General features: G+C 37.0%; 25 protein-coding genes. 21 read left to right on the plus strand and 4 right to left on the minus strand.

Features of this window, described 5'->3' with window-relative positions; genetic code table 11:
* Positions 1-111: 111 nt before the first annotated feature.
* From ccoN to U5B17_RS00505, 15 genes are all read left to right on the plus strand, one after another.
* Complete coding sequence (gene ccoN / locus U5B17_RS00435; protein WP_430803403.1) at positions 112-1,602, plus strand: cytochrome-c oxidase, cbb3-type subunit I; 1,491 nt, start codon at positions 112-114, stop codon at positions 1,600-1,602.
* Positions 1,595-2,260, plus strand: coding sequence for a cytochrome-c oxidase, cbb3-type subunit II (gene ccoO, locus U5B17_RS00440; RefSeq protein WP_430803404.1), 666 nt, complete (start codon positions 1,595-1,597; stop codon positions 2,258-2,260). Before ccoN ends, ccoO begins: the two co-directional genes overlap by 8 nt.
* Before the next feature lie 8 nt (positions 2,261-2,268).
* Entirely contained in the window at positions 2,269-2,472 is a 204-nt protein-coding gene (locus U5B17_RS00445; RefSeq protein WP_230055927.1) for a cytochrome c oxidase, cbb3-type, CcoQ subunit, read from the plus strand.
* A gap of 2 nt (positions 2,473-2,474) precedes the next feature.
* Positions 2,475-3,341 (plus strand): cbb3-type cytochrome c oxidase N-terminal domain-containing protein, encoded by an 867-nt coding sequence (locus U5B17_RS00450; protein WP_430803405.1) that lies wholly within the window; start codon positions 2,475-2,477, stop codon positions 3,339-3,341.
* Positions 3,341-3,550, plus strand: coding sequence for a DUF4006 family protein (locus U5B17_RS00455; protein ID WP_430803406.1), 210 nt, complete (start codon positions 3,341-3,343; stop codon positions 3,548-3,550). The genes U5B17_RS00450 and U5B17_RS00455 overlap by 1 nt, the downstream gene beginning before the upstream one ends.
* Before the next feature lie 58 nt (positions 3,551-3,608).
* The gene (locus tag U5B17_RS00460; protein WP_430803407.1) at positions 3,609-4,238 is read left to right on the plus strand and encodes a hypothetical protein; all 630 of its coding nucleotides are present in this window, start codon (positions 3,609-3,611) and stop codon (positions 4,236-4,238) included.
* Positions 4,231-4,716, plus strand: coding sequence for a FixH family protein (locus U5B17_RS00465; RefSeq protein WP_430803408.1), 486 nt, complete (start codon positions 4,231-4,233; stop codon positions 4,714-4,716). Before U5B17_RS00460 ends, U5B17_RS00465 begins: the two co-directional genes overlap by 8 nt.
* On the plus strand, positions 4,713-7,070 hold the full coding sequence (locus tag U5B17_RS00470) for a PD-(D/E)XK nuclease family protein (protein WP_430803409.1): 2,358 nt from the start codon (positions 4,713-4,715) through the stop codon (positions 7,068-7,070). The genes U5B17_RS00465 and U5B17_RS00470 overlap by 4 nt, the downstream gene beginning before the upstream one ends.
* Positions 7,067-9,838 (plus strand): RecB-like helicase, encoded by a 2,772-nt coding sequence (locus U5B17_RS00475; RefSeq protein WP_430803410.1) that lies wholly within the window; start codon positions 7,067-7,069, stop codon positions 9,836-9,838. The genes U5B17_RS00470 and U5B17_RS00475 overlap by 4 nt, the downstream gene beginning before the upstream one ends.
* Before the next feature lie 113 nt (positions 9,839-9,951).
* On the plus strand, positions 9,952-10,377 hold the full coding sequence (gene rplM, locus U5B17_RS00480) for a 50S ribosomal protein L13 (protein WP_230055934.1): 426 nt from the start codon (positions 9,952-9,954) through the stop codon (positions 10,375-10,377).
* Positions 10,378-10,379: 2 nt separating this feature from the next.
* Positions 10,380-10,769, plus strand: a complete 390-nt coding sequence (gene rpsI / locus U5B17_RS00485) for a 30S ribosomal protein S9 (protein WP_430803411.1) — start codon at positions 10,380-10,382, stop codon at positions 10,767-10,769.
* Between the two features lie 272 nt (positions 10,770-11,041).
* Complete coding sequence (locus U5B17_RS00490) at positions 11,042-12,052, plus strand: OmpA family protein (protein WP_430803412.1); 1,011 nt, start codon at positions 11,042-11,044, stop codon at positions 12,050-12,052.
* 68 nt (positions 12,053-12,120) lie between these two features.
* Positions 12,121-12,768 carry an HAD family hydrolase gene (locus tag U5B17_RS00495; RefSeq protein WP_430803413.1) on the plus strand — a complete coding sequence of 216 codons (648 nt, stop codon included), beginning with the start codon at positions 12,121-12,123 and terminating at the stop codon, positions 12,766-12,768.
* Positions 12,769-12,876: 108 nt separating this feature from the next.
* Positions 12,877-16,455, plus strand: coding sequence for a pyruvate:ferredoxin (flavodoxin) oxidoreductase (nifJ, locus tag U5B17_RS00500; protein ID WP_430803414.1), 3,579 nt, complete (start codon positions 12,877-12,879; stop codon positions 16,453-16,455).
* Between the two features lie 174 nt (positions 16,456-16,629).
* Positions 16,630-17,640 (plus strand): oxidoreductase, encoded by a 1,011-nt coding sequence (locus U5B17_RS00505; RefSeq protein WP_430803415.1) that lies wholly within the window; start codon positions 16,630-16,632, stop codon positions 17,638-17,640.
* On the opposite strand, the gene U5B17_RS00510 is transcribed toward U5B17_RS00505, so the two are convergent.
* From U5B17_RS00510 to putP, 3 genes are all read right to left on the minus strand, one after another.
* The gene (locus U5B17_RS00510; RefSeq protein WP_430803416.1) at positions 17,637-17,978 is read right to left on the minus strand and encodes a branched-chain amino acid transporter permease; all 342 of its coding nucleotides are present in this window, start codon (positions 17,976-17,978) and stop codon (positions 17,637-17,639) included. The two genes, U5B17_RS00505 and U5B17_RS00510, sit on opposite strands and share 4 nt — an antisense overlap.
* Complete coding sequence (locus U5B17_RS00515; RefSeq protein ID WP_430803417.1) at positions 17,975-18,637, minus strand: AzlC family ABC transporter permease; 663 nt, start codon at positions 18,635-18,637, stop codon at positions 17,975-17,977. The genes U5B17_RS00510 and U5B17_RS00515 overlap by 4 nt, the downstream gene beginning before the upstream one ends.
* A gap of 362 nt (positions 18,638-18,999) precedes the next feature.
* Positions 19,000-20,487: a sodium/proline symporter PutP gene (gene putP / locus U5B17_RS00520; RefSeq protein ID WP_430803418.1), complete on the minus strand. Its 1,488-nt coding sequence runs from the start codon at positions 20,485-20,487 to the stop codon at positions 19,000-19,002.
* Positions 20,488-20,691: 204 nt separating this feature from the next.
* Between putP and U5B17_RS00525 the strand changes: the two genes are divergently transcribed.
* From U5B17_RS00525 to thiE, 6 genes are all read left to right on the plus strand, one after another.
* Positions 20,692-21,360 carry an amino acid ABC transporter permease gene (locus U5B17_RS00525; RefSeq protein ID WP_230056718.1) on the plus strand — a complete coding sequence of 223 codons (669 nt, stop codon included), beginning with the start codon at positions 20,692-20,694 and terminating at the stop codon, positions 21,358-21,360.
* Positions 21,353-22,081 (plus strand): amino acid ABC transporter ATP-binding protein, encoded by a 729-nt coding sequence (locus tag U5B17_RS00530; protein ID WP_430803419.1) that lies wholly within the window; start codon positions 21,353-21,355, stop codon positions 22,079-22,081. Before U5B17_RS00525 ends, U5B17_RS00530 begins: the two co-directional genes overlap by 8 nt.
* 43 nt (positions 22,082-22,124) lie before the next feature.
* The gene (locus U5B17_RS00535; protein WP_430803420.1) at positions 22,125-22,841 is read left to right on the plus strand and encodes a transporter substrate-binding domain-containing protein; all 717 of its coding nucleotides are present in this window, start codon (positions 22,125-22,127) and stop codon (positions 22,839-22,841) included.
* 17 nt (positions 22,842-22,858) lie between these two features.
* Positions 22,859-23,575 (plus strand): basic amino acid ABC transporter substrate-binding protein, encoded by a 717-nt coding sequence (locus tag U5B17_RS00540; RefSeq protein ID WP_430803421.1) that lies wholly within the window; start codon positions 22,859-22,861, stop codon positions 23,573-23,575.
* Between the two features lie 67 nt (positions 23,576-23,642).
* Complete coding sequence (thiD, locus tag U5B17_RS00545; RefSeq protein WP_430803422.1) at positions 23,643-24,383, plus strand: bifunctional hydroxymethylpyrimidine kinase/phosphomethylpyrimidine kinase; 741 nt, start codon at positions 23,643-23,645, stop codon at positions 24,381-24,383.
* Complete coding sequence (thiE, locus tag U5B17_RS00550; RefSeq protein WP_430803423.1) at positions 24,380-24,988, plus strand: thiamine phosphate synthase; 609 nt, start codon at positions 24,380-24,382, stop codon at positions 24,986-24,988. The genes thiD and thiE overlap by 4 nt, the downstream gene beginning before the upstream one ends.
* A 10-nt stretch (positions 24,989-24,998) precedes the next feature.
* Here the strand turns inward: thiE and luxS are convergent, their stop codons facing one another.
* Positions 24,999-25,511 (minus strand): S-ribosylhomocysteine lyase, encoded by a 513-nt coding sequence (gene luxS, locus U5B17_RS00555; protein ID WP_430803424.1) that lies wholly within the window; start codon positions 25,509-25,511, stop codon positions 24,999-25,001.
* Between the last annotated feature and the right edge of the window lie 198 nt (positions 25,512-25,709).

Raw genomic sequence — 25,709 nt, forward strand, 5'->3', positions numbered from 1 at the left:
TTTATAAAAAAATTACTATCAAGTTTCATTTTAAGTAAAATTAAATTTTAATTATCTTAAAATAACAAAAAACATATTTAGAGTTAATGTAATATTAATAAGGAGGGTTAAATGCGACCTGGTCAAATGCTAAGTTATGACTACTCAGTAGCAAAGCTTTTTATGTTTTCTACTTTAGTCTTTGGTATAGTCGGCATGCTTTTGGGCGTTATAATAGCGTTTCAAATGGCATATCCGGACTTAAACTATATAGCTGGAGAGTACTCACTTTTTGGTAGGTTAAGACCGCTACACACAAATGGTATCATCTTTGGCTTTATGCTTTCGGGAATTTTTGCTACATGGTATTATGTTGGGCAGCGTGTGCTTAAAGTTTCTATGAATGAGTCGCCGTTTTTGATGGCTATAGGTAAGCTACATTTTTGGCTTTATATTATATTACTTGCCTGTGCAGTAGTCTCTCTTTTTGCTGGGATAAATACATCAAAAGAGTATGCTGAGCTTGAGTGGCCACTTGACATTTTGGTTGTTTTGGTTTGGGTTCTTTGGGGTGTTTCTATATTTGGACTTATAGGAATTCGCCGTGAAAAGACTATATATATATCAGTCTGGTATTATATAGCTACATTTCTTGGCGTGGCTATGCTTTATTTGTTTAATAACATGGAAGTGCCTACACGCCTTATATCAGAGCACGGCTCGTGGCTACACTCAGTTTCTATGTATGCTGGAAGTAATGATGCTTTAGTTCAGTGGTGGTATGGACACAACGCTGTTGCATTTATCTTTACTGTTGCTATTATCGCACAAATTTACTACTTCTTACCAAAAGAGAGTGGACAGCCGATATTTTCATACAAACTATCGCTATTTTCGTTCTGGGGTCTTATGTTTTTATATCTTTGGGCTGGCGGGCACCACTTGATATACTCAACAGTGCCAGACTGGATGCAGACTATGGGTTCTGTTTTCTCAGTAGTTTTGATACTTCCATCTTGGGGTTCAGCTATAAATATACTTCTTACAATGAAAGGTGAGTGGATACAACTTCGTGACAATCCTTTAATTAAATTTATGGTTTTAGCTTCAACATTTTATATGTTTTCAACACTTGAAGGTTCTATACTTTCAGTCAAATCAGTCAATGCATTAGCCCACTTTACAGATTGGGTTCCAGGACATGTTCACGATGGTGCTTTAGGCTGGATAGGCTTTATGACTATGGCAGCACTTTATCATATGACTCCGCGTGTATTTAAGCGTGAAGTTTATTCAAAGTCACTTATGGAAGTTCAGTTTTGGATACAAACAACTGGTATAGTGCTTTACTTTGCTTCTATGTGGATAGCTGGCATCACACAAGGTATGATGTGGCGCGCAACTGATAGTTACGGAAATTTACTATATAGCTTTATAGATACTGTTGCTGTTCTTGAGCCATATTATTGGATAAGAGCGATAGGCGGAGCGTTATATATGTTTGGATTTTTCATCTTTACATATAACATCTTAAAGTCGCTTGGTGCGCCAAAGATTGATTATGAGCCAAAAAATACAACACCTATGGGCGGTGCAAGACATGCGGAGGTGGCAAATGTTTAGTTGGTTAGAAAAAAACCCATTTTTCTTCGCAGTGGGTGTATTTATAGTTATTGCTTACTCTGGTATAGTTGAAATTTTACCAGACTTTGCAAATCGTGCAAGACCAGTTGAGGGAACAAAGCCATATACTGTTTTACAGCTTGCTGGAAAGCATGTTTATATGAAAGAGGGTTGTAATGCTTGCCATACGCAGATGATCCGTCCGTTTAAGAGCGAAACTGATAGATATGGTATGTATTCTCTTAGTGGCGAATACGCTTATGATCGCCCTCATTTATGGGGCTCAAAAAGAACTGGACCAGATCTTATGCGTGTTGGAAACTATAGAACAAGTGATTGGCATGAAAACCACATGAAAGACCCTGTTTCTGTTGTTCCAGGCTCTATCATGCCAGCATATAAACACCTTTTTGTAAAAAATGCAGATGTTGCTACGGCATATGCTGAAGCAGAGACTATAAAAAAGGTATTTAATGTTCCTTATGATGTAGAAGGTATGCCAAAACTAGGCACTTTTGATGAAGCTAGTGCAGATGTAAAGGCTGAAGCAGCGATGATAGTTGAGCAGATGAAAGATGAAGATATTAAAAAGGCATTTGCTAGCGGTGAAATTCGCCAGATAGTCGCATTAATCGCCTATCTAAATAGCTTAAAATAGGACTAAAAATGGACGCGCAAACGATTAGGGAGCTACAAGCTTATGGCTTTTTCTTCTTCGTCGTGTTTTTGGTTTGTATACTTTATGGATATTGCTATCATTTATACAAATCAGAGCGCACAGGCAGAAGAGATTATGAAAAATATTCAAATTTGGCTTTACAAGATGAGCTTAACGGCGATGTCTTGGAGAAAAATGTAAAGGGGCATTAAAAATGGAGTGGTTTAACTTAGAAGACAGTGTAAATTTGCTCTCGCTTGTCGGTTTATTATCACTTGTTGTTTTGACTGTGGCGATTGCAGGACGATATGTTAATCAAATGAAAGTCTCAAAAGATGCTAGTGTCGAGCTTGGCGAGCATAACTGGGATGGTATAGGCGAGTATAAAAATAAAGTTCCAACAGGCTGGCTAGTATCGTTTTTGTTGCTATTGGTTTGGGCTATATGGTATTTTTTAGTGGGATATCCGCTAAATTCATATTCACAAATCGGAGAGTATAACGAAGAAGTGAAAGCTGCAAATGCAAAATTTGCAAAAGAGCATGCAAATCTTGATGACAAAAAACTAAAAGAGATGGGTCAGGGTATATTTTTGGTTCAATGCTCACAGTGTCATGGTATCATCGGAGATGGCATAAATAGTAAAGCTGCTGATCTTACAAAGTGGGGTAGTGAAATGGCAATTTATGATGTGATACTAAATGGCTCAAAAGGACTAAATTTCCCAGGTGGTGAGATGCCAGGCGGACTTGGTGGCGATGAGGATAGCTCTAAGGCTATAGCAGCATATGTTGCCAAAGAGCTAAGCGGTATAAAATCAACCAAAAATGAAGCGCTTGTGTCACAGGGTAAAGAGCTTTATGCTGGCGCTTGTGCCGCATGTCACGGCGATGATGGCAAGGGTATGGATGGCACTTTCCCTGACTTAACTGCATATGGCTCAAACGCTTTTGTTATAGATGTTTTGGTTCGTGGTAAGGCTGGAGATATTGGTGTTATGCCAAAATTTGATACTATGTTAAATGAGATACAGCAAAAAGCAGTTGGTGAGTATGTTATCTCACTTTCAAGGGGTAAATGATGGAAAGTACAAATAGAAGCGTTTTTGCCTTAAATGGTGTAACTGGTATGTTAATAGCAACTGTTTTGCTTCTTAGTATACTGGCTATTCTTACATACATAGGTATTGGGCTACAACAAGATGTGGCTAACAAACCATACAAAATAGAAAATCCAAGCGCTATTCAAATGAAAAGCGTTGAAAATTCTAAACACATCGTAAAGGAGTAGGTATGTCAGGAATGTTAGAAAAAGCAGTCATTGCCTTAACGATAGTTATGGGGGCGATATGTGCTTGGGCGGTTCTTACGCCAAACCATCTTTTTGTAGGATGAAAATTTTAATTAAAAAGGGCGTATTTTATGCCCTTTTCTTAACATCTTCACTATTTGCAGACCCATTTGTTATAAATGATGATAAAATTTTAAACGAGCAAGTGAGCTTAAAACTTGAGAGTATAGGTGCTGAACTAAAACAAAAAACCGATGTAAAGCTGGTTGTTGCAGCATTTGAAAACTTAAATGATAAGAGTTTAGAGCAGGCTTTTAAAGAGCAAAATTTAAGTCAGCCATATGTTTTTTTAATCTTAGAAAAAGCACACAAAAAAGTTGAAATTTTTGCTGATGATACTAGTTTAAGACTATTTGATAAAGAGCAAGTTTTAAGCCCATTTCCAGAGAGCGGAACTATATTGCCTATATTGGTTTCAAACAAAGGTAAAGATGTATATAACGCTGCACTTTTAAATGGCTATGCCGACATAGCCGAGCAGATCGCAAAGAGTAAAAAAATCGAACTTCAAACAAGCATAGGAAATGCAAATAAAAATGTATTAAATTCACTTAGGATATTTTTTTATGCAAGCATTGTTGTAGTTCTTAGTTTTATGATCTATAAAAGAAAGGTAAAAAATGGCTAAAACAAAGACATTTTGGCCTTATGGCATAACTTTAAGTATCATTGGGTGTATCGCACTTTGTATATATACCATTGTTGTTAGCCTTGATTATCCAGTTGAGATGGATCATTTTTACCTTGAAAAATACCAAAATGTAAATCAAGACATAAATGAGATACGAGCTAAGCAAAGGGAATTTGAGACTAAATTTGATGTTAAGCTTCAAACAAAAGAGTTTAAGATAGGAAGTGATAAAAATATAAACATTTCTATAACTCCTAAAAATGATAATACATCATCTAGTCTAAAGTATGAAATTTTGCTCACCAGACCAGATACAAATGCATACAACATTAATCCAAATGCTACTTTAATAAACAATACGCTTACCACATCTGAGATTGATTTGGCGCTTGAGGGCAGATGGCAGGTTATGTTAAAGTTAAATGACAATGATCTGGTTGGATTTTACAAAATGGAGTTCTTGGCTTTTAAATGAGAGAGCTTTTTGTATTTTCAAGCGTTAGGCAGATACGCAACTTCACTCAAAATTTTTCTAATCAGCTTCTTCCTAAAGCTATCAGCATAGGCGACTTTTTTAGTAAGGCTGTTTATGTTGATAGCTTAAATGAAGCAGGTCAAAGTGAGTGTCTTATCTATATGAGAGATGCTTGTAATGCCTGTAAAAATGCAAATTTAAAACTGCATATACCGACTGAATTTTTTGCATTTTTAAAAAATAACGACTATCTATTTTCTTTTTTTAAAGAGATAACTCATCAAAAAAAGAGTATTTTAGCACTTAAATTGAGCGATATTTATGCGCATTTTGATGAGCATATCGAAATTTTAAATGAAGTTTTTGAAAACTATAAAGAAATTTTGATAAAAAACTCTCTTTATGATAACATCATTTTGCCAGAAGTTTATGAGATTAACGAAGTTTTTTTAAAGACTTATGAGCGTATAAACATTCAAATAGACGGATTTTTGAGCGAATTTGAGTGGGAAGTTTTACTAAGGGCTGTAAAATTTTCAAATATAAAAATCATTTTTAAAACCTCAAAACTAAATCAAAAGCTTTTACGAAAAATTTCTGAAATTTTAGCTAGCGATACTGATAAATTTGAGCTTTATTGTACCTATGAGCTTGATTTAAATACACTTTTACTAACCAAAAAACAAAATAATGCACAAAATAGGAGTGTCCTTGTAAGAGCATTTTCGCTTTCTAGCTTGCAAGCTGCTTTTGTCTTTGAAAAAATTTCAACATTTATGCGCGAAGGTATCGAGCCTGAGCGCATAGCAGTGATATTGCCAGATGAGAATTTTGCTAGAGTTTTGCGTCTTTATGATAGAGATAAAATGCTTAGTTTTGCGATGGGAAATAGCGTAAAAGATAGCCTATTTTATGCTATTTTAAGCAATATCGTTGATATTTTAAAAGAACAAAAAACCCCTTGTTTAAAAGATGATTATTTTGAGTTAAAAAATAGAAATTTACGCTGTGATGAGAGTTTTTTAAATATAAATAGCATAGACAGTGAAATTTTTGAGCTTTTTAGACAAAATTTTGAAAAATACTCTAGTTTTGAGTTATTTTATAGTGCCATAAATGCACTTTTGTTAAAAATAAATGATGAAAAACTTAGCCAAATACTTCATGAAGAGCTTTTTTTCTTGCAGAATTTATCCACTCACGCAAGGCTAAAATTTAGTGAATTATGCGAGTTTTTGTTGCTTCGTTTATCAGCTGTTAGTATTGATGATGTTGGTGGCGGTGCTGTGCGTGTCATGGGTGTTTTAGAAAGCCGCGGACTAGCTTATGATGGCGTTATTATTGTTGATTTTAATGATGATTTGGTTCCAAAAAGAAGTGTAAATGAGATGTTTTTAAGTTCAAAAGTTCGTGAAAAAGCGGGCCTTATAAGCTACTTTGAGCGTGAGAATTTGCAGCGATTTTACTATGAGTGTCTTATAAGTTCAGCTAAAAAAGTAGCCATATCTTATGTTGGCGATGAAAGCCGTATCGAGTCTAGATTTTTAAGTGAATTTAGCTGTATAGCAGATAAAAACTACGATGATGATGCCTATTTTAGGCTTTTTTTAAGAGATACGCCTTATGTAAAAACTGCGAAATTCACACCAGAGCGCATTAGTATTAAGCATGATTTTTTTGAAAAACCACTATCTTTTTCAAGGCTAGATACATTTTTAACCTGCCCTAGGAAGTATTTTTATCGCTATATCAAGGAGCTTTCTGATGAGCGCTTTTTAGATGAGGCAGGTGCTAGCGGTTATGGAAATGCCGTTCATGAAGCACTTTTTGAGTATTATAAAAAGCATGAAAAATTTATGCTTGAGCCGTTTATGCAGATTTTAAGCACAAAGGATTTGGATGCTTTGGAGCTTGAAATTTCAAGACAAAAGTTTAAAATTTTTGAAACAAATGAAAGTGACCATTTTGCCTCTGGATGGCATGTAAAAGAGTGCGAAGTGGAAAAAAATGGAGAATTTTGCGGAGTAAAACTTGAAGGAAAGATCGACCGTATTGATATAAATGATGACGGTAGGCTTTGTGTGATTGACTATAAAACTGGTAAGATTGTGATTGATAGCCTACAGCTTTTATTTTACAAGGCACTTTTGGGTACTGAATGTGAGTGTTATTTTTATGATTTAAAGAGCGAAATGAAGCTTGTCATGCCTAAAAATACAGATCTTAGCGAGCTTAGTAATAAGCTTAAAGATGTACAAGAGTACTTTTCAAAGCATGTAAATTTAGAGCCAAAAGTAGGTGCGGCTTGTGAGTACTGCGCATATTATGCCATTTGTACTGGAGATATAGCATGATGCAGCCATATGTTGCACTAAAAGCAAGTGCAGGAAGTGGTAAGACATTTGCGCTGAGCGTGCGTTATATAGCACTTTTGCTAGCGGATAAACTAGCAAATCCAAACAGCATAATGGCACTCACTTTTACTAAAAAAGCAGCAAGTGAGATGAGCTCAAGGATCATCTCAACTTTTTTAAATTTAAACCACAAACAATCCGAACTAGCCGAGATAGCAAAACTTTTAGATATAGATGAAAGTGAAGTTTTAAGAAGGCGAGATGCTTTAAAAGATAGTTTTTTGGGTGCAAATTTAAAGATAATGACATTTGATGCATTTTTTGGGTTGATTTTACGACTTTTTAGTCTAAATTTGGGACTAAGCCCAGACTATAAGAGTGTAAGTAATGTAAATAGTGCAATAAATGCGCAGTTTGTAAAAGAGGTTAGTAAAGATAAAAATTTGCTTTTGGTTTTGGCTATGTATATCATAGGGTTTTCAAAGTCAAATAGTAGTTTTTTCCAGCTTTTAGAGAGCTTTTATGAAAATTTTGGCGAGATAAAAGAGTCAAAGACTAACTTTCCTAGCCAGAGTAAAGTCATGAGTATAGTGCATTGGTTTAGAGATAAAATTTGCTCTAAAGATGGTGCTTCTGATAGTGCCAAAAAACTTTTTGATATAAAAGATGTTGATGAGCTTTTGCAAAAAAACTTTCTTTCGCGCGAGAGTCTTGATGGTTATAGGACGCTTGGCAAGGTTTATGAAGATGAATTTGATATAAAATTTGCCCAGCTAAAAGATGAGCTAAGAGCTTATGCAAACGAGCTTGAAGCGTATAAAAAAGGCGAGATAGCAAAGTTTTTAAAAATTTATAAAAGTGTGCGTGAAAATTTTGGAGTAAAGCTTAATGAGCTAAGCTTTTGTGATGTGACAAAACAAGTGCATGAGCTTTTGTGTGATGATACAAATAGCAAGCAGATGCTTTATTTTAGGCTTGATGCGACTATTACACATCTGCTCATAGATGAGTTTCAAGATACTAATGTTGATCAATATGACATCATGAGACCGCTTATTGAAGAAATTATTTCTGGTAGCGGTCAAAACGGTATTGGAAGCTTTTTTTATGTGGGCGATACAAAACAAAGTATTTATCGTTTTCGTGGCGGTAAAAAAGAGCTTTTTGATAAACTAAAAACCGAGTTTTCGCAGATACAAAGCCAGAGTCTTACGCATAACTACCGAAGCGCTAAAAGGCTAGTAGAGTATGTAAATTTTGTCTTTCAAAAAAGCACTGGCATAGGGCTTTTTGATGATAGTGAAGCACAAATTCCAGCTAGTAAAGATGAAGGCTATATTGAGGTTTGCCAAAGTGATGAGATTGTTTTAGAGTGCGTGAAAAAGGTACGATTTCTCATGGATAGTGGCGTAAATATGAGCGACATAAGCGTGCTTTGCTGGAAAAACAGTGATGTTCGTAAGATATGTGAGCAGTTACGCAAAGAAGGTATTGAGGCAAGAGATGAGGGCGGAATGCTACTTAAAAATGATGCTAGCGTATTTGCTCTTATCAACTATGCTAAATTTTGCCTTTTTGGCGATAAAATTTACTTTCAGAACGCAAAAAGCTATCTTGATACCAAGCTTGTAAAACTTAACTTAGATCCTAAAAAAAGCGCCGCAAGTAGCCTTTATTATCTTGCAAAACAGGCAAATATGGAGATAAGTAATGCAAATTTACTTCGTCTTTTTGAGCTAGCAAGCGAGCAAAGCTCTCTTATAAAGTTTATATTTGAATTTGAACATTCAGATACGCTTATAGCGCAAAATTCACACATAGGCGTGCGTGTAATGACGGTGCATAAGTCAAAGGGGCTTGAGTTTTTGCATGTTATTTTGTGTGATAGGATTGGCAAGGCTCAGTCCGATACTAGCGGCTTTATCTGCGAATACGACCAGCAAGATGGTTGGCAGATAAGCTTAAAACTTGCAAATCGCGAAAATTTTGATGTTTCATATAAAGCCTTAAAAGCAAAAAGTCAAGAGCTTGATAGGGACGATGAGATAAATAAACTTTATGTTGCGATGACAAGGGCTAAGAACTCACTTGTTATTATCAAAAAGCAAAATCCAAGCGGAACAAATCCAAGCTATTTTACGAAATACTCATTAAAAAGTGGCGAAGAGATAAAGTATCTTGACCTTGATTGTTTTAGTGATGGCAAGATAGCTCCAAGCCCAAAAGCAGAAATTTTGCCAAAGGTAGGCAAAAAAATAGAAATTTTAGCAGTAAAAAAAGATGAAAGTGTAGGCAAAAACGATACTAGTGGGCAGAATTTGCCTGCGATATATTTTGGAAATGCGCTTCACTTTTTGCTTGAAATGTGTGAAGATTTTAGCGAAAATTCTGTAAAAAAAGCAGCTATCATCATGAGAAATAAATTTGCTAAATTTTTGCCTAAAGAGAGTATGGATGATGTGCTTTTGCGTGCTTTACGCTTTGTGGCTGATTCTAAATTTGCAGAAATTTTAGACAATGCTAAAATTTATAAAGAGCAGCCTCTAATTTTTGGCGGGGTTCAAAAACAGCTTGACTTGCTTTGCGAAAAAGAGGGTGAGGTCATCGTTGTTGATTATAAAAGCTCAGAGTTTGCGGTAGATAAAAATATAGAGCAAGTTAGGGAGTATGTGCAAATTTTAGGGCAGATTTTTCAAGGTAAGAGAGTTAGGGGTGCTTTGTTTTATCTGCTTAAGGATAGGATAAAATTTGTAGAAATTCCTCTATAAAACCACAAAGATAAAAAATAGCTCTATTTTTAATTAAATTTTACTTAAATTCAGGTTTTTATAAGTTTATTTTTTGTAAAATCCCCTTTTAATTTATTTGGCAAAGGTAAAAAATGACAAAAATAACAAAGCCAAACGAAGTAAAACGCGACTGGATCGTACTTGATGCGACAGGTAAACGCTTTGGTAGACTACTTACTGAAGTTGCGACTCTACTTCGTGGCAAACACAAACCAAGCTATACTCCAAATGTTGATTGTGGAGATTATGTTATCATTATAAACGCATCAAAAGCTGAATTTACGGGTGCAAACAAGGCTGAGCAAAAGCTTTATCATCGCCACTCTGGCTATTTTGGTAGCACAAAGAGTGAAAAATTTGGCGATTTGCTAGCAAATAACCCAGTTAAGCTTTATAAGCTTGCCGTTCGCGGAATGCTTCCAAAGACAAAACTTGGTAAAGAGATGATAAAAAAACTAAAAGTGTATGAGGGTAGCGAGCACCCACACACCGCACAGATCGCTAAAGAAGGAAAATAATTATGGCAAAAATTTATGCAACAGGTAAAAGAAAAACTGCGGTTGCTAAGGTTTGGGTAAAATCTGGTAGCGGTAAAATTTTAGTAAATGGAATGGATCTTAACACTTGGCTTGGCGGTCACGAGGCTATCAAGCTAAAAGTTATACAACCTCTTCTTGTAACAAAACAAGATAGCTTAATTGATGTTATAGCTACAACGCTTGGTGGAGGTTATTCAGCTCAAGCAGAAGCACTTCGTCACGGAATTTCACGCGCTTTGGCTGCAATGGATGCTGACTTTAGAGCGGCTCTAAAACCAAAGGGCTTACTAACTCGCGACTCAAGAACGGTCGAGAGAAAGAAATTTGGTCGCAGAAAAGCAAGAAGAAGTCCTCAGTTCTCAAAACGCTAATTTTTATAAAAACGCTATTTTCTTTCAAGGGATTAATATCTTTTGTAAAAGAAATACAGTTCTATCAAAGTTTAAAATTTTGCGAGAATTTCTCGCAAAATTTCTATTTATTTATCTGTAAAACTAATTTTATTGTATTGACTTTAAATTTTGTATCTTTAATTTATTGAATTTTCTAGCTTATTTATTATATTTTTACTAAAATTTAAAAATTTATGCTATAATGAGCGTGTTTTTAAAACAAATATTACATAAAGAAAGGAAGTCTTTACATGAAAAAGATTGCTTTAGCTATGGTTGCTGCTTCTGCTTTATTTGCATCAAATGCAGCATACAACTACGAGATCACTCCAACTGTTGGTGGTGTACATCCAGAAGGTAACTTGGGTATTGACGAGCATTTGACTGTTGGTATTAGAGCTGCTAGAAACCTAGAGGGTATGTTTTTTGATCAGTTTGAACTAGGTACTGACTATACACATAAAGCAACAGAGAAAGTTGATGGAGTAAAAAGAGAAGGTCGTGTTGCTAGATATTTCGCGAACCTTACAAAAGATATTGTTGGTTTTGGACCATTTGAGCTTTATGGCTTGATCGGTGCAGGATACGAGGATGTTCCAGCTAAATTTGTTGATAATGAAGATGGTGGCTTTGGTCAGTATGGTCTTGGTATCCGCTACCAAGTAACTGATGTTTTTGCTCTTAAAGCAGAAGCTCGCGATGCTATAAAATTTGACCACGGCGATCATAACCTATTCTACTCACTAGGCTTTGGTATAGGTCTTGACTCAAAAGCTCCAGCTCCAGTTGTAGCTGCTGCTCCAGTTGTAGCTGCTGCTCTAGTATCACTTGATGATGATAATGATGGTGTTTTAAATGATGTTGATAAGTGCCCTAATACTCCAGCTGGCGTTGTAGTTGATGAGCACGGTTGTGAAAAAGTTATCGTTCTTCGTGATCTTGGTGTAAATTTTGCATTTGATAGCTATAAAGTTAGCCCAACTTATGCTGCTGAGATTAAAAAAGTAGCTGACTTTATGGGTGAGCATCCAGACTATAGAGTAGTTCTTGCTGGTCACACTGATAGTGTAGGCAAAGAAGCTTATAACCAAAAACTATCTGAGAAGAGAGCAAACGCTGTTGCTAAAGCTCTTGAGGGCTTTGGTGTAGACGCTGCTAAAATTTCAACAGTTGGTTACGGTGAAACTAGACCAGTTGCTGATAATAAAACAAAAGAAGGTCGCGCTGAAAATAGACGCGTTGAAGCTACTTTTAACAAGTAACTTAAAAATTCCCCTAGGGCTTGGCGATAGCTAAGCCCCTTTTTTATTTACACATAAAAGAGCAAAATTTGAAAAAAATCATCCTTTTTGACCTTGATGGAACTCTTATAGACTCAACATCTGCTATACTTGATGGATTTGACGCAGCATTTATGGCATATAATGGCACAAAGCCAGACCATGAAAAGGTAAAGTCGCTCATAGGGCATACGCTTGATGATATGTTTGTTTCACTTGGCGCAAAAAAAGAGGATGTTGCCTTTATTAGGTCAAAATATAAAGAAATTTATACACAAATTTACTTACCGCAGACAACTCTTTTGCCGTATGCCAAAGAGGCTATTGAGCAAGCTGCAAAATTTGCAAAGCTTGGTATAGTTACAACAAAAGTCTCAGCTTCCATACCTGTGCTTATGCGTCATTTGGGTGTTTTAAAGTATTTTGATGCCATAGTGGGTTTAAATGATGTAGTAAATCCAAAGCCAAATGCAGAGCCTGTAAATTTGGCACTTTCGCACCTAAATGCCAATGATATACAGCGTCAAAACGCCTTTATGATAGGTGATACGAAATTTGACTGTTTGGCTGCTAAAAATGCGGGCATTCATGCACTCAGTGTTCTTTGTGGATACTCAAGCAAAAAAGAGCTTAAAGAGTATAACGATAAAATTTTTGCAAACACCCTTGAGGCAGTAAAATTCGCCAAAAATTTCTAAAACCAATCCCCGTAAATTCATTATTAAACTTACAGTGCTAAAATAAATTAATCAATACAAATTTAGTAAATTCTTTGTATAATATATAAAATTATAAAAAGGTAGATTATGGCAAAATTTATGAAAACAATGGATGGCAACGAGGCTGCGGCTTACGCTGCCTATGCCTTTACTGAGGTTGCGGGTATTTATCCTATTACTCCTAGCTCTCCGATGGCTGATTATACCGATCTTTGGGCGGCGCAGGGCAAGAAAAATTTGTTTGGTATGCCAGTAAAACTGGTGGAGATGCAAAGTGAGGCTGGGGCGGCTGGAACTGTGCATGGCTCACTTCAAGTTGGCGTGCTAACAACCACTTACACAGCCTCTCAAGGTCTTTTGCTTAAAATTCCAAATATGTATAAAATCGCAGGTCAGCTCTTGCCAGGTGTCATTCATGTAAGTGCTAGAAGTATCGCAGCGCAGGCACTTTCTATCTTTGGCGATCATCAAGATATCTATGCCTGTCGCCAAACTGGCTTTGCTATGCTTGCAAGTGGCTCTGTTCAAGAGGTTATGGATATAGCTGGTGTGGTACACCTTGCGGCGATCAAGGGTAGGGTGCCATTTTTGCACTTTTTTGATGGTTTTAGAACAAGTCATGAAATTCAAAAAATAGAGGTTATGGACTATGAGCATTTTGATAGATTGCTTGATAGGGGGGCGCTTGCAAAATTTAGAGCTGACGCTATAAACCCAGAAAGCCCAAAAACAAGGGGTACTGCACAAAATGATGATATATATTTTCAAACGCGCGAGCTTGCAAATCGCTATTATGACGCTATACCTGATATAGTAGCTGAGTATTTAGCTGAAATTTCAAAAATAACTGGACGCGACTATAAACCATTTAACTACTACGGCGACCCAGATGCTACTCATATCATAGTTGCGATGGGCTCGGTTACTCAAGTACTTGAAGAGGTTATTGATCATTTGCGAGCAAAGGGCGAAAAGGTGGGTGTTGTAAAGGTTCATCTATACAGACCTTTTAGTGTGAAATATCTAATGGATGTTATGCCAAAAAGTGTTAAAAAGATCGCCGTTCTTGATCGTACAAAGGAGCCAGGAAGTCTTGGTGAGCCACTTTATCTTGATATAAAAGCAGCATTTTATGGTATGTCTAATGCTCCAGTTATTGTTGGTGGGCGCTATGGACTTAGCTCAAAAGATGTAGATCCTGCACAGATGATAGCTGTATTTGAAAATTTAAAACAAGACCAGCCAAAAGATGGTTTTACTGTTGGTATAGTAGATGATGTGACTTTTACATCACTGCCATTGGGAGAGAGAATTTCACTAAGTGATGATAGCGTAAAAGAGTGTCTTTTTTATGGGCTTGGTGCTGATGGAACTGTGGGTGCAAATAAAAACTCGATCAAAATTATCGGAGATAAGACAGATCTTTATGCTCAGGCATATTTTGCCTACGATAGTAAAAAGTCAGGTGGCTATACAAGAAGTCATTTAAGATTTGGTAAAAAACCTATCCGCTCGACATATCTAGTATCAAATCCGCATTTTGTTGCTTGCTCGGTTGCGGCCTATCTTGAAATTTACGATGTGATAGATGGCATAAGACAAGGCGGAACATTCCTTCTAAATTCTATCTGGGATGAGGCTGAGACAGTGGCTAAAATTCCAAATAGAGTAAAGAGAATTTTGGCTCAAAAGCAAGTAAATTTTTATATTATAAATGCTACAAAATTAGCTCATGAGATAGGACTTAAAAACCGCACTAACACCATCATGCAGTCTGCATTTTTTAAACTTGCTGATATTATTGCCTTTGATGATGCTCAAGAGTACATGAAAGAGTATGCAAAGAAAACTTATGGTAAAAAGGGCGAAGCTATCGTAGAGATGAACTATAAAGCCATTGATGTGGGTGCAAGCGGGCTTGTTAAAGTTACTGTAGAACCAGAGTGGGCTAATCTTTGCGATGACAGCGCTAAAGCCGTAGCTTATGAGGGAACAAAATTTGTAGAAAGTATCGTTAAGCCTATAAATGCAGCCAAAGGCGATAGTTTGCCAGTATCTGCGTTTGTGGGCTATGAGGATGGTAGTTTTGAGGCTGGTACAACAGCGTATGAGAAGCGCGGTGTTGGTGTTTTGGTGCCAAAATGGATAGAGGAAAACTGTATTCAATGTAATCAGTGCGCCTTTGTGTGTCCTCACGCAGTTATAAGACCGTTTTTGATAAATGATACCGAGCTTGAAGCCGCACCGCAAAGCGTTAAAGAGCATGTTTTAGATGCAAAAGGTAAAGAGGTTAAGGAATTAAAGTATAAAATTCAAGTCTCTCCGCTTGATTGTACTGGTTGCGAGCTTTGTGCGCAAAACTGCCCAAGTAAGGAGAAGTCTCTTGTTATGGTTCCGCTACAAGAAGAGCTTGATAAAAATGAGCAGGTAAATGCTGATTATTTATTTAAAAATGTAACTTATAAAGATGACCTTATGAGTAAGGAGAGTGTAAAGGGTTCAAGCTTTGCGCAGCCTTTGTTTGAGTTTCACGCTGCTTGTCCAGGATGTGGCGAGACACCTTACATAACGCTTGTTACAAGGCTTTTTGGAGAGCGTATGATAGTTGCAAATGCGACTGGTTGTAGCTCTATTTACGGCGGTTCAGCTCCATCTACTCCGTATACTAAAAATTCCGACGGACACGGTGTTGCGTGGGCAAATTCACTTTTTGAAGATAATGCAGAATTTGGTATGGGCATGAAGGTTGCGACTGAAACTATCCGCCACCGCATAGCTGATATTATGCTACGCACCAAAGATAGCGCTCCTAACGCACTTAGTGCGCTTTATGCTGACTGGCTTGAATTTAAAAAAGATGGAGTAAAAACAGCTGAGATAACTAAGATGTTAGTGCCTATATTAGAGCAAAACATACAGGTTGAAGGCGTAAAAGAAATTTTAGAGCTAAAACAGTATTTAACAGCAAAATCACAGTGGATAATAGGCGGCGATGGCTGGGCGTATGATATTGGCTTTGGAGGACTTGACCATGTTTTAGCAAGCGGAGAAAATGTCAATGTCTTGGTTCTTGATACGGAGGTGTATTCAAACACTGGCGGTCAAAGCTCAAAATCAAGTCGCACAGGTTCGATCGCGCAATTTACTGCCACTGGTAAGCCAGTACAGAAAAAAGATCTCGGATATATCGCTATGACTTATGGAAACATTTTTGTCGCGCAGATTAACTCAAACGCTAGCCAAGCAAATGTTATTAAGGCTATTGCCGCGGCTGAAGCGTATGATGGACCAAGCCTTGTTATCGCATACTCGCCGTGTATAGCTCACGGCATCAAAGGCGGTTTAACATTCTCTGGTAACCAAGCTGAACTCGCAACAAAATGTGGCTACTGGCCGACATATATATATGATCCAACGCTTGTAAAAGAGGGCAAAAATCCACTAAAAATCACATCAAAAGAGCCAGACTGGTCGCTTTATGAGCAGTTTTTAATGAATGAAGTTCGCTATAATGCCCTTAAAAAGAGTAATCCAGAGCACGCTGACGAGCTTTTTGCTCACAACAAAAAAGACGCGCAACGCCGCTATCGCCAGCTAAAACGCTTTGCTATGGCTGATTTTAGCGACGAGCTTGAGACTACTTCAAATGAGACTTTAGCTGAGTAATTTTAGGGTGATTTTCACCCTAAAATTCTTTTAAAAATGAAATTTTTAATCTTATTTTTATTATCTTTTTTTAAATTTAAATGTTATCTAAGAGGTTGCTGTATAAATTTTGATATAAAGAAGATAGTAAAAATTAATATAAAAATAGGTTAAAATAAACCCAAAGGAGATAATATGTCAAGACTTTTTGATCCAATAAATTTTGGTAACATTACGCTTAAAAATCGTGTTATAATGCCACCTATGTGCACTTATAAAGTACCAGATGATTCAGGCATGGTGCAGGAATTTCACAAAATTCATTACGGTGCAAGAGCGCTTGGCGGGACTGGCGCTATCATCGTCGAAGCTACAGCAGTACAAGCTGTTGGCAGGATCACGCAAAAAGATCTTGGACTTTGGGATGATGCGCAAATATCAGGTCACAAAGATATAGCAAATATCATAAAATCTTATGGCGCAAGAGCTGGCATCCAGCTAGCACACGCAGGCAGAAAATCTGAGATAGATGGGAGTGTAAGCGTTGGTGATGAAGCATTTTCAAAAAGCTATAAAGCCCCTAAAAAACTTAGTCTTGATGAAATTTTATCACTCAAGCAAGACTTCATAAAAGCTGCAAAAAGAGCCCAGATGGCTGGGTATGAGTTTGTTGAAATTCACGCAGCACATGGATACTTGCTAAATACATTTTTAAGCAAAATTTTAAATAAGCGAGATGATATTTACTCTAAGGATAGAGTAAGGCTAGTGTGCGAGATAGTGGCTGATATAAAAGCTCAGACATCGCTTGTGGTGGGTGTGCGTCTGAGTGCATCGGCGTGGAGCAAGGATGATTATAGCGTAAGTGAGTGTGCGAACTATGCCAAGGCACTTGAGGATGCTGGAGCTGAGTTTATTCATGTCTCAAGTGGTGGTGTTCATGAAATTTGTGATGACATGCCAACGATTACGCCACTTTATCAAGCAGGATATGCCAAGCAGATAAAACAAGCCGTTAGTGTGCCAGTCATAGCTGTTGGACTTATAACAAAGGCTAGCGAGGGCGAGGCACTGCTACTTGGCGATGTTTGCGATGCCGTGGCGTATGGCAGAGCGATGCTAGATAATGCAAATTTGGCTTTCCGCCTAGCTAGTGAGCTAAAAGAGCCCGAAAATATTGACTTTACATACTGTAGGGCTTATTAAATGGTGAAAACACGCAGTAAGCTCATATAAACAGCTGTTGAGATAGAGATGGTTAAAAGCATATTTTTAAGCTTTAAGTGAGTGATTATGGCGGTAAGAAATGCTAAAATTTCTGCCGCCCCATACGGATACACGCTAAATTTAACATCCCTTAAACCATAACTTACTAAGATAACCATTATCATAAGCCCCATATGCTTTTGTATGACACTCATAAGCTTGCTCTCGCTCTCGCTCTTCATCAGATAAAACGGTGTCGCGCGCGTGATAAAAGTCGCCACCGCACCCAGCAAAACCGCTACAAACAAAAGCCACTCAGGCGAGCTTACACTTATCATAACTTATCCTTAAACAGACATAAAAACACGAGGCAAAGTCCCATCGAACCAACCAGCATAAACTTAGCCGGCATTAGCGTAACTCCGATGACGCCAAATAGCACGGCAGCGCCTAGCACGATGAAATTTCTATCACTTTTAAACATCTCAATGACGATGGCGATAAAAAGCGCGGTTAGGCTAAACTCAAGACCGCTCATATCAGTACTTATAAGCGTACCTGCAAAGCACCCTAGTGCCGTGCCAGCTAGCCAGTAAAACCAGCAAAGAAAATTTAGCGCCGTAAATACACGGCTTCGCTCACCTACATCGTCTATCTTTAGCATTTTAAACACGGCAAATGTCTCATCGGTTAAGGTCGCGACATTAAACAAGCGAAAGCGCAAATTTTCATACTCTTTAAGCAGTGCAAGCCCATAAAAAGTGTGGCGTAAATTTACAAGATAGCTCACCACAAACGCCTCCACCAGCCCAGTCCCGCTAGCAAACAGTCCCACCATCATAAACTGCGCGGCTCCTGCGTATGTAAGAAAGCTTAGTGAAATGGCTATAAATGCGCTCACACCTACACCGATAGCCAAAATGCCAAAAGCCATACCAAGTGGAAAATAGCCCATAAAAACAGGGATAGAGAGCTTAAAAATTTCTAAATTACTCAAAAAATACCTTATTTGTGCCAGATAAAATTATTTATATTATCAAAAATGTGCTTAAGAGCTGTTTTGCGTAGCAGCGTAGCTAAAATTTAGACATAAAAGCATTGGTTTAGAACTAGGATTAAAATACATGATGTGGTAAAATTTTATCAAAATGCGACAAGACAGATAACACAATAAAATTTTAAAAATTTAAAACACAAGATATCTGTCTAGTTTAAATTTTGTCTTTTAGCTTGATTTATAGCATTGGCAAAATTTCTAAGCAAGGTAAAATGATAGTATTTTGATAAATTTTATATGAAAATATGCGCTTAATTAGCTGTTAAGTTTATCTATTTACCACTTAACAGCATAGCTTGCTTTTAAAGCCTAGTTTTCATCTTATCAAATTCATCTTTTATGACTTGCTCGTTTGGCTCATCGCTCATTTTATTTAAAGCATCTCCCCAAAAACTTACCGCTAAAATAACAATACTTGAGACCACAAAACCAGGAAGTAGCTCATAAACCTCTTTGTTTAGTTCAAACACTATCCAAGCTATAACGCTAAGTCCTCCGCTTATCATACCAAGAAGTGCGGCTAATGCACTCATCCTTTTTAGGTAAAGGCTAAAGAGTAAAACTGGACCAAAACATGCTCCAAATCCAGCCCAAGCATTGCCAACAACATTTAGTACGCTTTCTTTTTGTACAAAGGCCAAGATTGTTGCTATGATGGCAACTGCTACTACGGCGTATCTGCCTATGGCTACTTGAGCGTTATTTGAAATTTCATGTTTGTAAAATGCAAGTATAAAATCTTTTGTCACAGAGCTTGCGCTGACTAAAAGCTGACTTGATATAGTACTCATAATCGCCGCAAGTACGGCAGAAACTATAATTCCAATAAAAAATGGATGAAACAAAGTCTCGCCAAGCTTTAAAAAAACTATCTCAGGATCACTAAGTGTGACGCCAGACTGTTTAAAAAATACAAGGCCCATAAGCCCACTAATCATGGCTCCGATGAGTCCTATCGCCATCCAGCCGATGCCTATACGGCGAGCTTGATCAAGCTCGGCTGAACTTCGTATTGCCATAAATCTCACGATGATGTGTGGTTGCCCAAAGTAACCAAGCCCCCAAGACATTAGCCCTAAGATAGCCCAAAAATTTAGATCTCGAAAGATATTTAGGTGCTCTGGATCTATTTTTTTTATCTCGCTTAAAAGAGATGTTCCTTCTAAATTTATATTAAAATACGCTACAGTAGGGATTGCGATAAGTACGATAAACATCAAAGTACCTTGAAATGCATCTGTTATAGCCACTGCTTTAAAGCCACCAAAAAATGTGTAAAATACAACGATAGTTAGCGTAAAAATAGCTCCATAGGCAAATGGCAAGCCAAAAAAACTCTCAAAACTCTTTCCGCCAGCGATTATGCCACTACTAACATAAAGGGTAAAAAATATAAGTATAAAAAGCCCAGATATAATGCGTAAAACCTTCGTGCGGTCTTTAAAGCGATTTTCTAAAAAGTCTGGTATGGTGATACTGTCGCTCGCAACTTCCGTATAAACTCGTAAGCGTTTTGCTAGAAATAAGTAGTTGCAATACGCTCCTATGGTCAGTCCTATCGCCATCCACGCAGTTGATATACCAGTCATATAAAGTGCGCCTGGCACACCAAGTAACATCCAGCCACTCATGTCGCTTGCTCCAGCACTTAGTGCGGTAACTACTGGTCCTAGCTTGCGATTATCTAGCAAATACTCATTCATATTTGCATTTTTGTTATATGAAATTTTACCAATAACAAGCAAAAAACCAAAATATAAAGCAATAGCGATATATGAAGTAAAGTCCACAAAATTTCCTTTTTACAATTTTTACCATAATATTATAAATTTGTTTAAAAATTCCATAGATTATAAAAATTTAAGCAAAAAAATACCAAATTTTCAGTATATTCTTAAATTTACAAAACACTATAAAGGGTCTTTGTGTTGAACGAAAAAAGTTACAATTTTTTTCTCAGTGAGAAATTTTACAGAATTTTGTTTTTCATTGCCATTGTTGGCGTGATCTCGTACTACTTCTATCCGCGAGATATGACACCAGCCCAGCAAGCTGCGTACATAAAAAGCTATGGTGTGACGCTTGGGCTTACAGTGGGCGGTATCGCTATTGGTATGGTGCTTGGATTTACCTTAGCGTTTTTGAAATTTTTACAGATAAAGCCTTTAAATTTTATCATAGATGAATATATCGATATGCTTCGTGGAACACCGATAATTCTTCAACTTTTGATATTTTCAGTGGTTATTTTTGCCACTTGGGAGGACAACTTTTATGTTGCACTCATCGCACTTGGGCTAAATAGCTCTGCCTATGTTGCTGAGATCGTGCGAAGCGGTATAAATAGCGTTGATAAAGGTCAAATGGAGGCAGCACGCGCGATGGGACTAGGGTATGGCACATCAATGCGAGAGATAGTAATGCCACAAGCAACTAAAAATATCTTGCCAGCACTAGGCAATGAGTTTATCTCTCTTTTTAAAGAGACCTCAGTCGTTGGCTACATCAGCGTGGTTGATATAACCATGCAAAGCAAGAGCCTTCAAGCCGTGTTTTATAGTCCCGAGCCAGTTATCTTTGCGGGTGTTGTGTATTATGTCAGTATCAAATTTCTCACACTGCTTGTGAAGTTGCTTGAAAGGAGATTAAACCGCCATGATTGAGATTAGAAATTTATGCAAAAACTATGGTGATTTGCAGGTTTTAAAAGATATTAGTGTTGATATAAAACAAGGAGAAATAATAGCTATTATAGGACCAAGTGGTGGTGGCAAAAGCACATTTTTACGCTGCATAAATCGTCTAGAAGAACCAAGTAGCGGACATATAAAGATAAATGGTGAAGATATAGTAAGCAAAGATGTCGATATAAATAAAATTCGTCAAAAAATCAGTATGGTTTTTCAGCATTTTAATCTTTTTGCCAATAAAAATGTTATGCAAAACCTAACCTTAGCACCTATAAAATCAGGTGTTTTTAGTAAAGATGAGGCTGAAAAAAAAGCAGAAGAGTTGCTAAAAAGTGTGGGATTAAGTGATAAAAAGCTTGCTTTTCCACATAAGCTTTCAGGAGGTCAAAAACAGCGTATAGCAATAGCTAGAAGCCTAGCGATGAATCCAGATGCTATACTTTTTGATGAGCCAACATCTGCACTTGATCCTGAGATGATAGGTGAGGTGCTTGATATAATGAAAGATGTGGCTGCTAGAGGGCTTACTATGCTTGTTGTAACCCATGAGATGGGCTTTGCGCGCAATGTAGCAAGTAGAATTTTCTTTATGGATGGAGGAAAGATAGCTGTTGATGATACGCCAAAAAATGTATTTGAGAGCCCACAAAATCCAAGGCTTAGAGAATTTTTAGGAAAAGTATTAAACCATTAAACATTTTATATTACAATTAGACAAAATTTTTAAAGGAGATGATATGAAAAAAATTTTAGCACTATTTGCAGTGGCTAGCATGAGTCTTTTTGCGGCAGAACTTAAGATAGGTACAGCTGCAAACTACCCACCATTCGAGTATATCGATGAACAAAACAAGATCGCTGGCTTTGATATAGATCTTGTTGATGAGCTTTCAAGGCGTTTGGATTTTAAATTTAAGATAGTAAATATGAGTTTTGATGGACTTATCCCAGCTCTAAAGGCTGGCAAGATAGATGCTATCGTAAGTGCCATGAGTGCGACTGATGATAGAAGAAAATCGATAGATTTTACAAATTCATATTATCTAACTGAAAATATCTATATTCGTAAAGTCAATAATGCTGAAATTAAAGATAAAGAAAGCCTTAATGGTAATAGAATTGGCGTACAACAAGGCACGGTCCAAGAGCTAGCAGCAAATGCGATAGTAGGCGCAAAAGTAGTTCCATCAGAGGATACTGCTCCGCTTGTTATGGGTCTTAAGGCTGGTAAATTTGCAGCACTTATCTTTGATAGCTCAATAGGTTATGGCTACTTGAAGAAAAATCCGGACTTGGAAGAATTTTACAAAGAGTCAGATGGTAGCGAGGGCTTTTCAATGGCGTTTGATAAAGGTAAAAATACTGAACTTATCTCAAAGATAAACGCAGCTTTTGAAGAGATGAAAAAAGATGGTAGCTATGACAAGTTGCTTGAAAAATATGATTTAAAGTAAATTAAAAAAGGAAAAAATTGAAAAAAATTTTTGCATTCGTTTTGGCATGTTTTGTTATGCTTGGTGCAGCTGATTTAAAAATCGGCACAGAGCCTACATTCCCTCCATTTGAGTATCTTGATGATCACAACAAGATAGTCGGCTTTGATGTTGATCTAGTTGATGAGCTTGCTAAAAGAGTTGGCTTTAGTTATGAGTTTGTTCAGATGAACTTTGATGGGCTTATCTCTGCTTTAAAAGCTGGAAAGATAAATGTAATAGTAAGTGGCATGAGCGCTACTGATGCAAGAAGAAGATCGATTGATTTTACGGACTCTTACTTTGCAACTGAAAATTTGTTTTTACGCAAAAAAGGAAATACTGAAATTTCAAGCAAAGATAGCTTAAAAGGAAAACGCCTGGGCGTACAGCAAGGCTCTATACAAGAGATTGCTGCAAATGCTATTGCTAGAGCAAAAGTACTACCTTTTGAAAATTCAGTAACTGTTGCCACTAGCCTAAAGGCTGGCAAAATCGATGCTATGATAGTTGATACTTCAGTTGGATACGGCTTTTTAAAGAAAAATCCTGATTTGGAAGAATTTCTAAAAGAGCCAGATGGAAGTGATGGCTTTGCTATAGCCTTTGATAAAGACAAAAATATAGAACTTATCGCAAAAATAAATGCAGCTCTTGCTGAGATAAAAAAAGACGGCACATACGATAAGTTACTAGAAAAATATGACCTTAAATAAAAATAGCTTGAAATTTTGGGCAAAAGCCTAAAATTTCTTGCCTTACAACTATAAAAATAAGATAAAAATGAAAAATATCCTTATCATAGCTGGAAGCGATAGCGTTGGCGGTGCTGGCATACAGGCTGATATAAAGACTTGCGAAGCGTTTGGTTGCTACTGCGCCACTGCAATTACGGCAATCACTGCACAAAATACAAATGGTGTAAGTGGCGTTTTGGCTGTAACGCCTGAAATTTTAGACACTCAATTAAAAATGATAAATGATGAACTTTATATTGATGCTGTAAAAATCGGTATGCTTTTTAATGCTGAGCTTATAAAGATTGTAAAGGTTTGGCTGGAGCATATAAGCTCTCGTGTGCCTATTGTGATAGATCCAGTTTGTGTGGCAAAGTCTGGAGCAAAGTTGTTGAGAAATGATGCGCTTAACGAGCTAAAAGAGCTTTTAAATTTTGCCACTATCGCTACACCAAACCTTGATGAGGCAAAAATTTTAAATCTTGATTTTAATAATTTGCCTTGTGATATTTTGCTAAAAAGAACGAGCCTTAGTGAAATTTGCGAGGATTCGCTTTTTTATAAAGATGGAAAGATCATAAAATTTCAAGATACACTTTTAAAGCCAAATATAATGCATGGAGCTGGTTGTAGCTTTTCAAGTGCGATAGCTTGTGGTTTGGCATTAAAAAATGAGCTAGAAGATTCTATTAAAAATGCAAAAAAATTTATTACAAATTCTATAAAACATGCCCACAAAACAAACTTTGGCGTAAGGTTGTTAAATCATGCAAAAGGGCATCTGTGAGTGAAATTTATGCTTTGAGTGATGATATTTTAAGCCCAGATGAGCTTATTATAAATCACGCAAGAGAAATTTTAAAATCAGGCGTAAAACTCTATCAGTATAGATGTAAAAAAGAAAATAAAAATGTAAAAATCGCACAAGAACTTTTATCGCTTTGTCAAGAATTTGGTGCGAAATTTATAATAAATGACGATGTAGAGTTTGCTAAGAAAATAGGCACAAATGCTGTTCATATCGGCAAAGATGATGATTCGCTTATAAAAGCCCACGAAATTTTAGGCAAAGATGCTTTTGTAGGAGTTAGCTGCTATAATGATTTGGATTTGGCACTAAAGGCAGAACAAAATGGAGCTAGTTACGCAGCTTTTGGCGCGGTTTTTCCAAGTCTTACAAAGCCAAATACAACTTCAGTAAGCCTAGAAATGATAAAAAAAGCAAAGCAAATTTTAAAAATCCCAGTATGTGTAATAGGTGGCATAAACGCTTCAAATATCGCACAACTCATAGAGTTACAAGTAGATTATATTGCTATTGTTAGGGCGATTTATGAACCAAATACAATAACTAAAAATATAGAAAATTTACAAAAAGCAAGCCGCATTTAAGCGGCTTAAGTTAGTGCTTTAGACCTTTTTCATCAACATCAAGTTTTATTGCTTCATTGTCGATATAGCCGATACCAGCGTCTAAAATTTTGCGTGCGATCGCGTGTGCCTCGTCAAGTGAATGCATCTTGTATGTGCCACACTGATACTCGTTTAGCTCAGGGATTTTGCTTTGCTCCTTAACTTCCAAAATATCGCGCATGCTTGCACTCCACGCATCTTGCACCGCCTTTATGCTAGGCACGCCGATAAGACTCATATAAAATCCAGTCCGACAGCCCATAGGCGATATGTCGATGATCTCAACACCAGTGCCATTTAGATGGTCTCTCATAAAGCCAGCAAAAAGGTGCTCTAGCGTGTGGATGCCACGCTCTGGCAATATATCCTCATTCGGTTTGCAAAAGCGTAGATCAAAAACGCTGATGTCATCGCCCTTTGGCGTCTTCATGGTCTTTGCTAGACGCACTCCTGGGGCATTCATGATCGTGTGATCAACGCAAAAGCTGTCAAGTAATGGCATAAATTCTCCTTGTTTTATAAATTTTGTGCCATTTTAGCATAAAATCAAAATAAAATGATGTAAATTTGCAAAACTAAATAAGATAAAAGTAAAATTTAAATGCTTGCAAGACAGGAGAAATATAAGTTATATGGAGTGGTTTTAAAATTTACAAGAAGTTATGACCGCCAACTAAGCAAATTTTAAAACCAATGAAGT

The organism is Campylobacter australis, assembly GCF_050586305.1.
Lineage (GTDB): Bacteria > Campylobacterota > Campylobacteria > Campylobacterales > Campylobacteraceae > Campylobacter_A.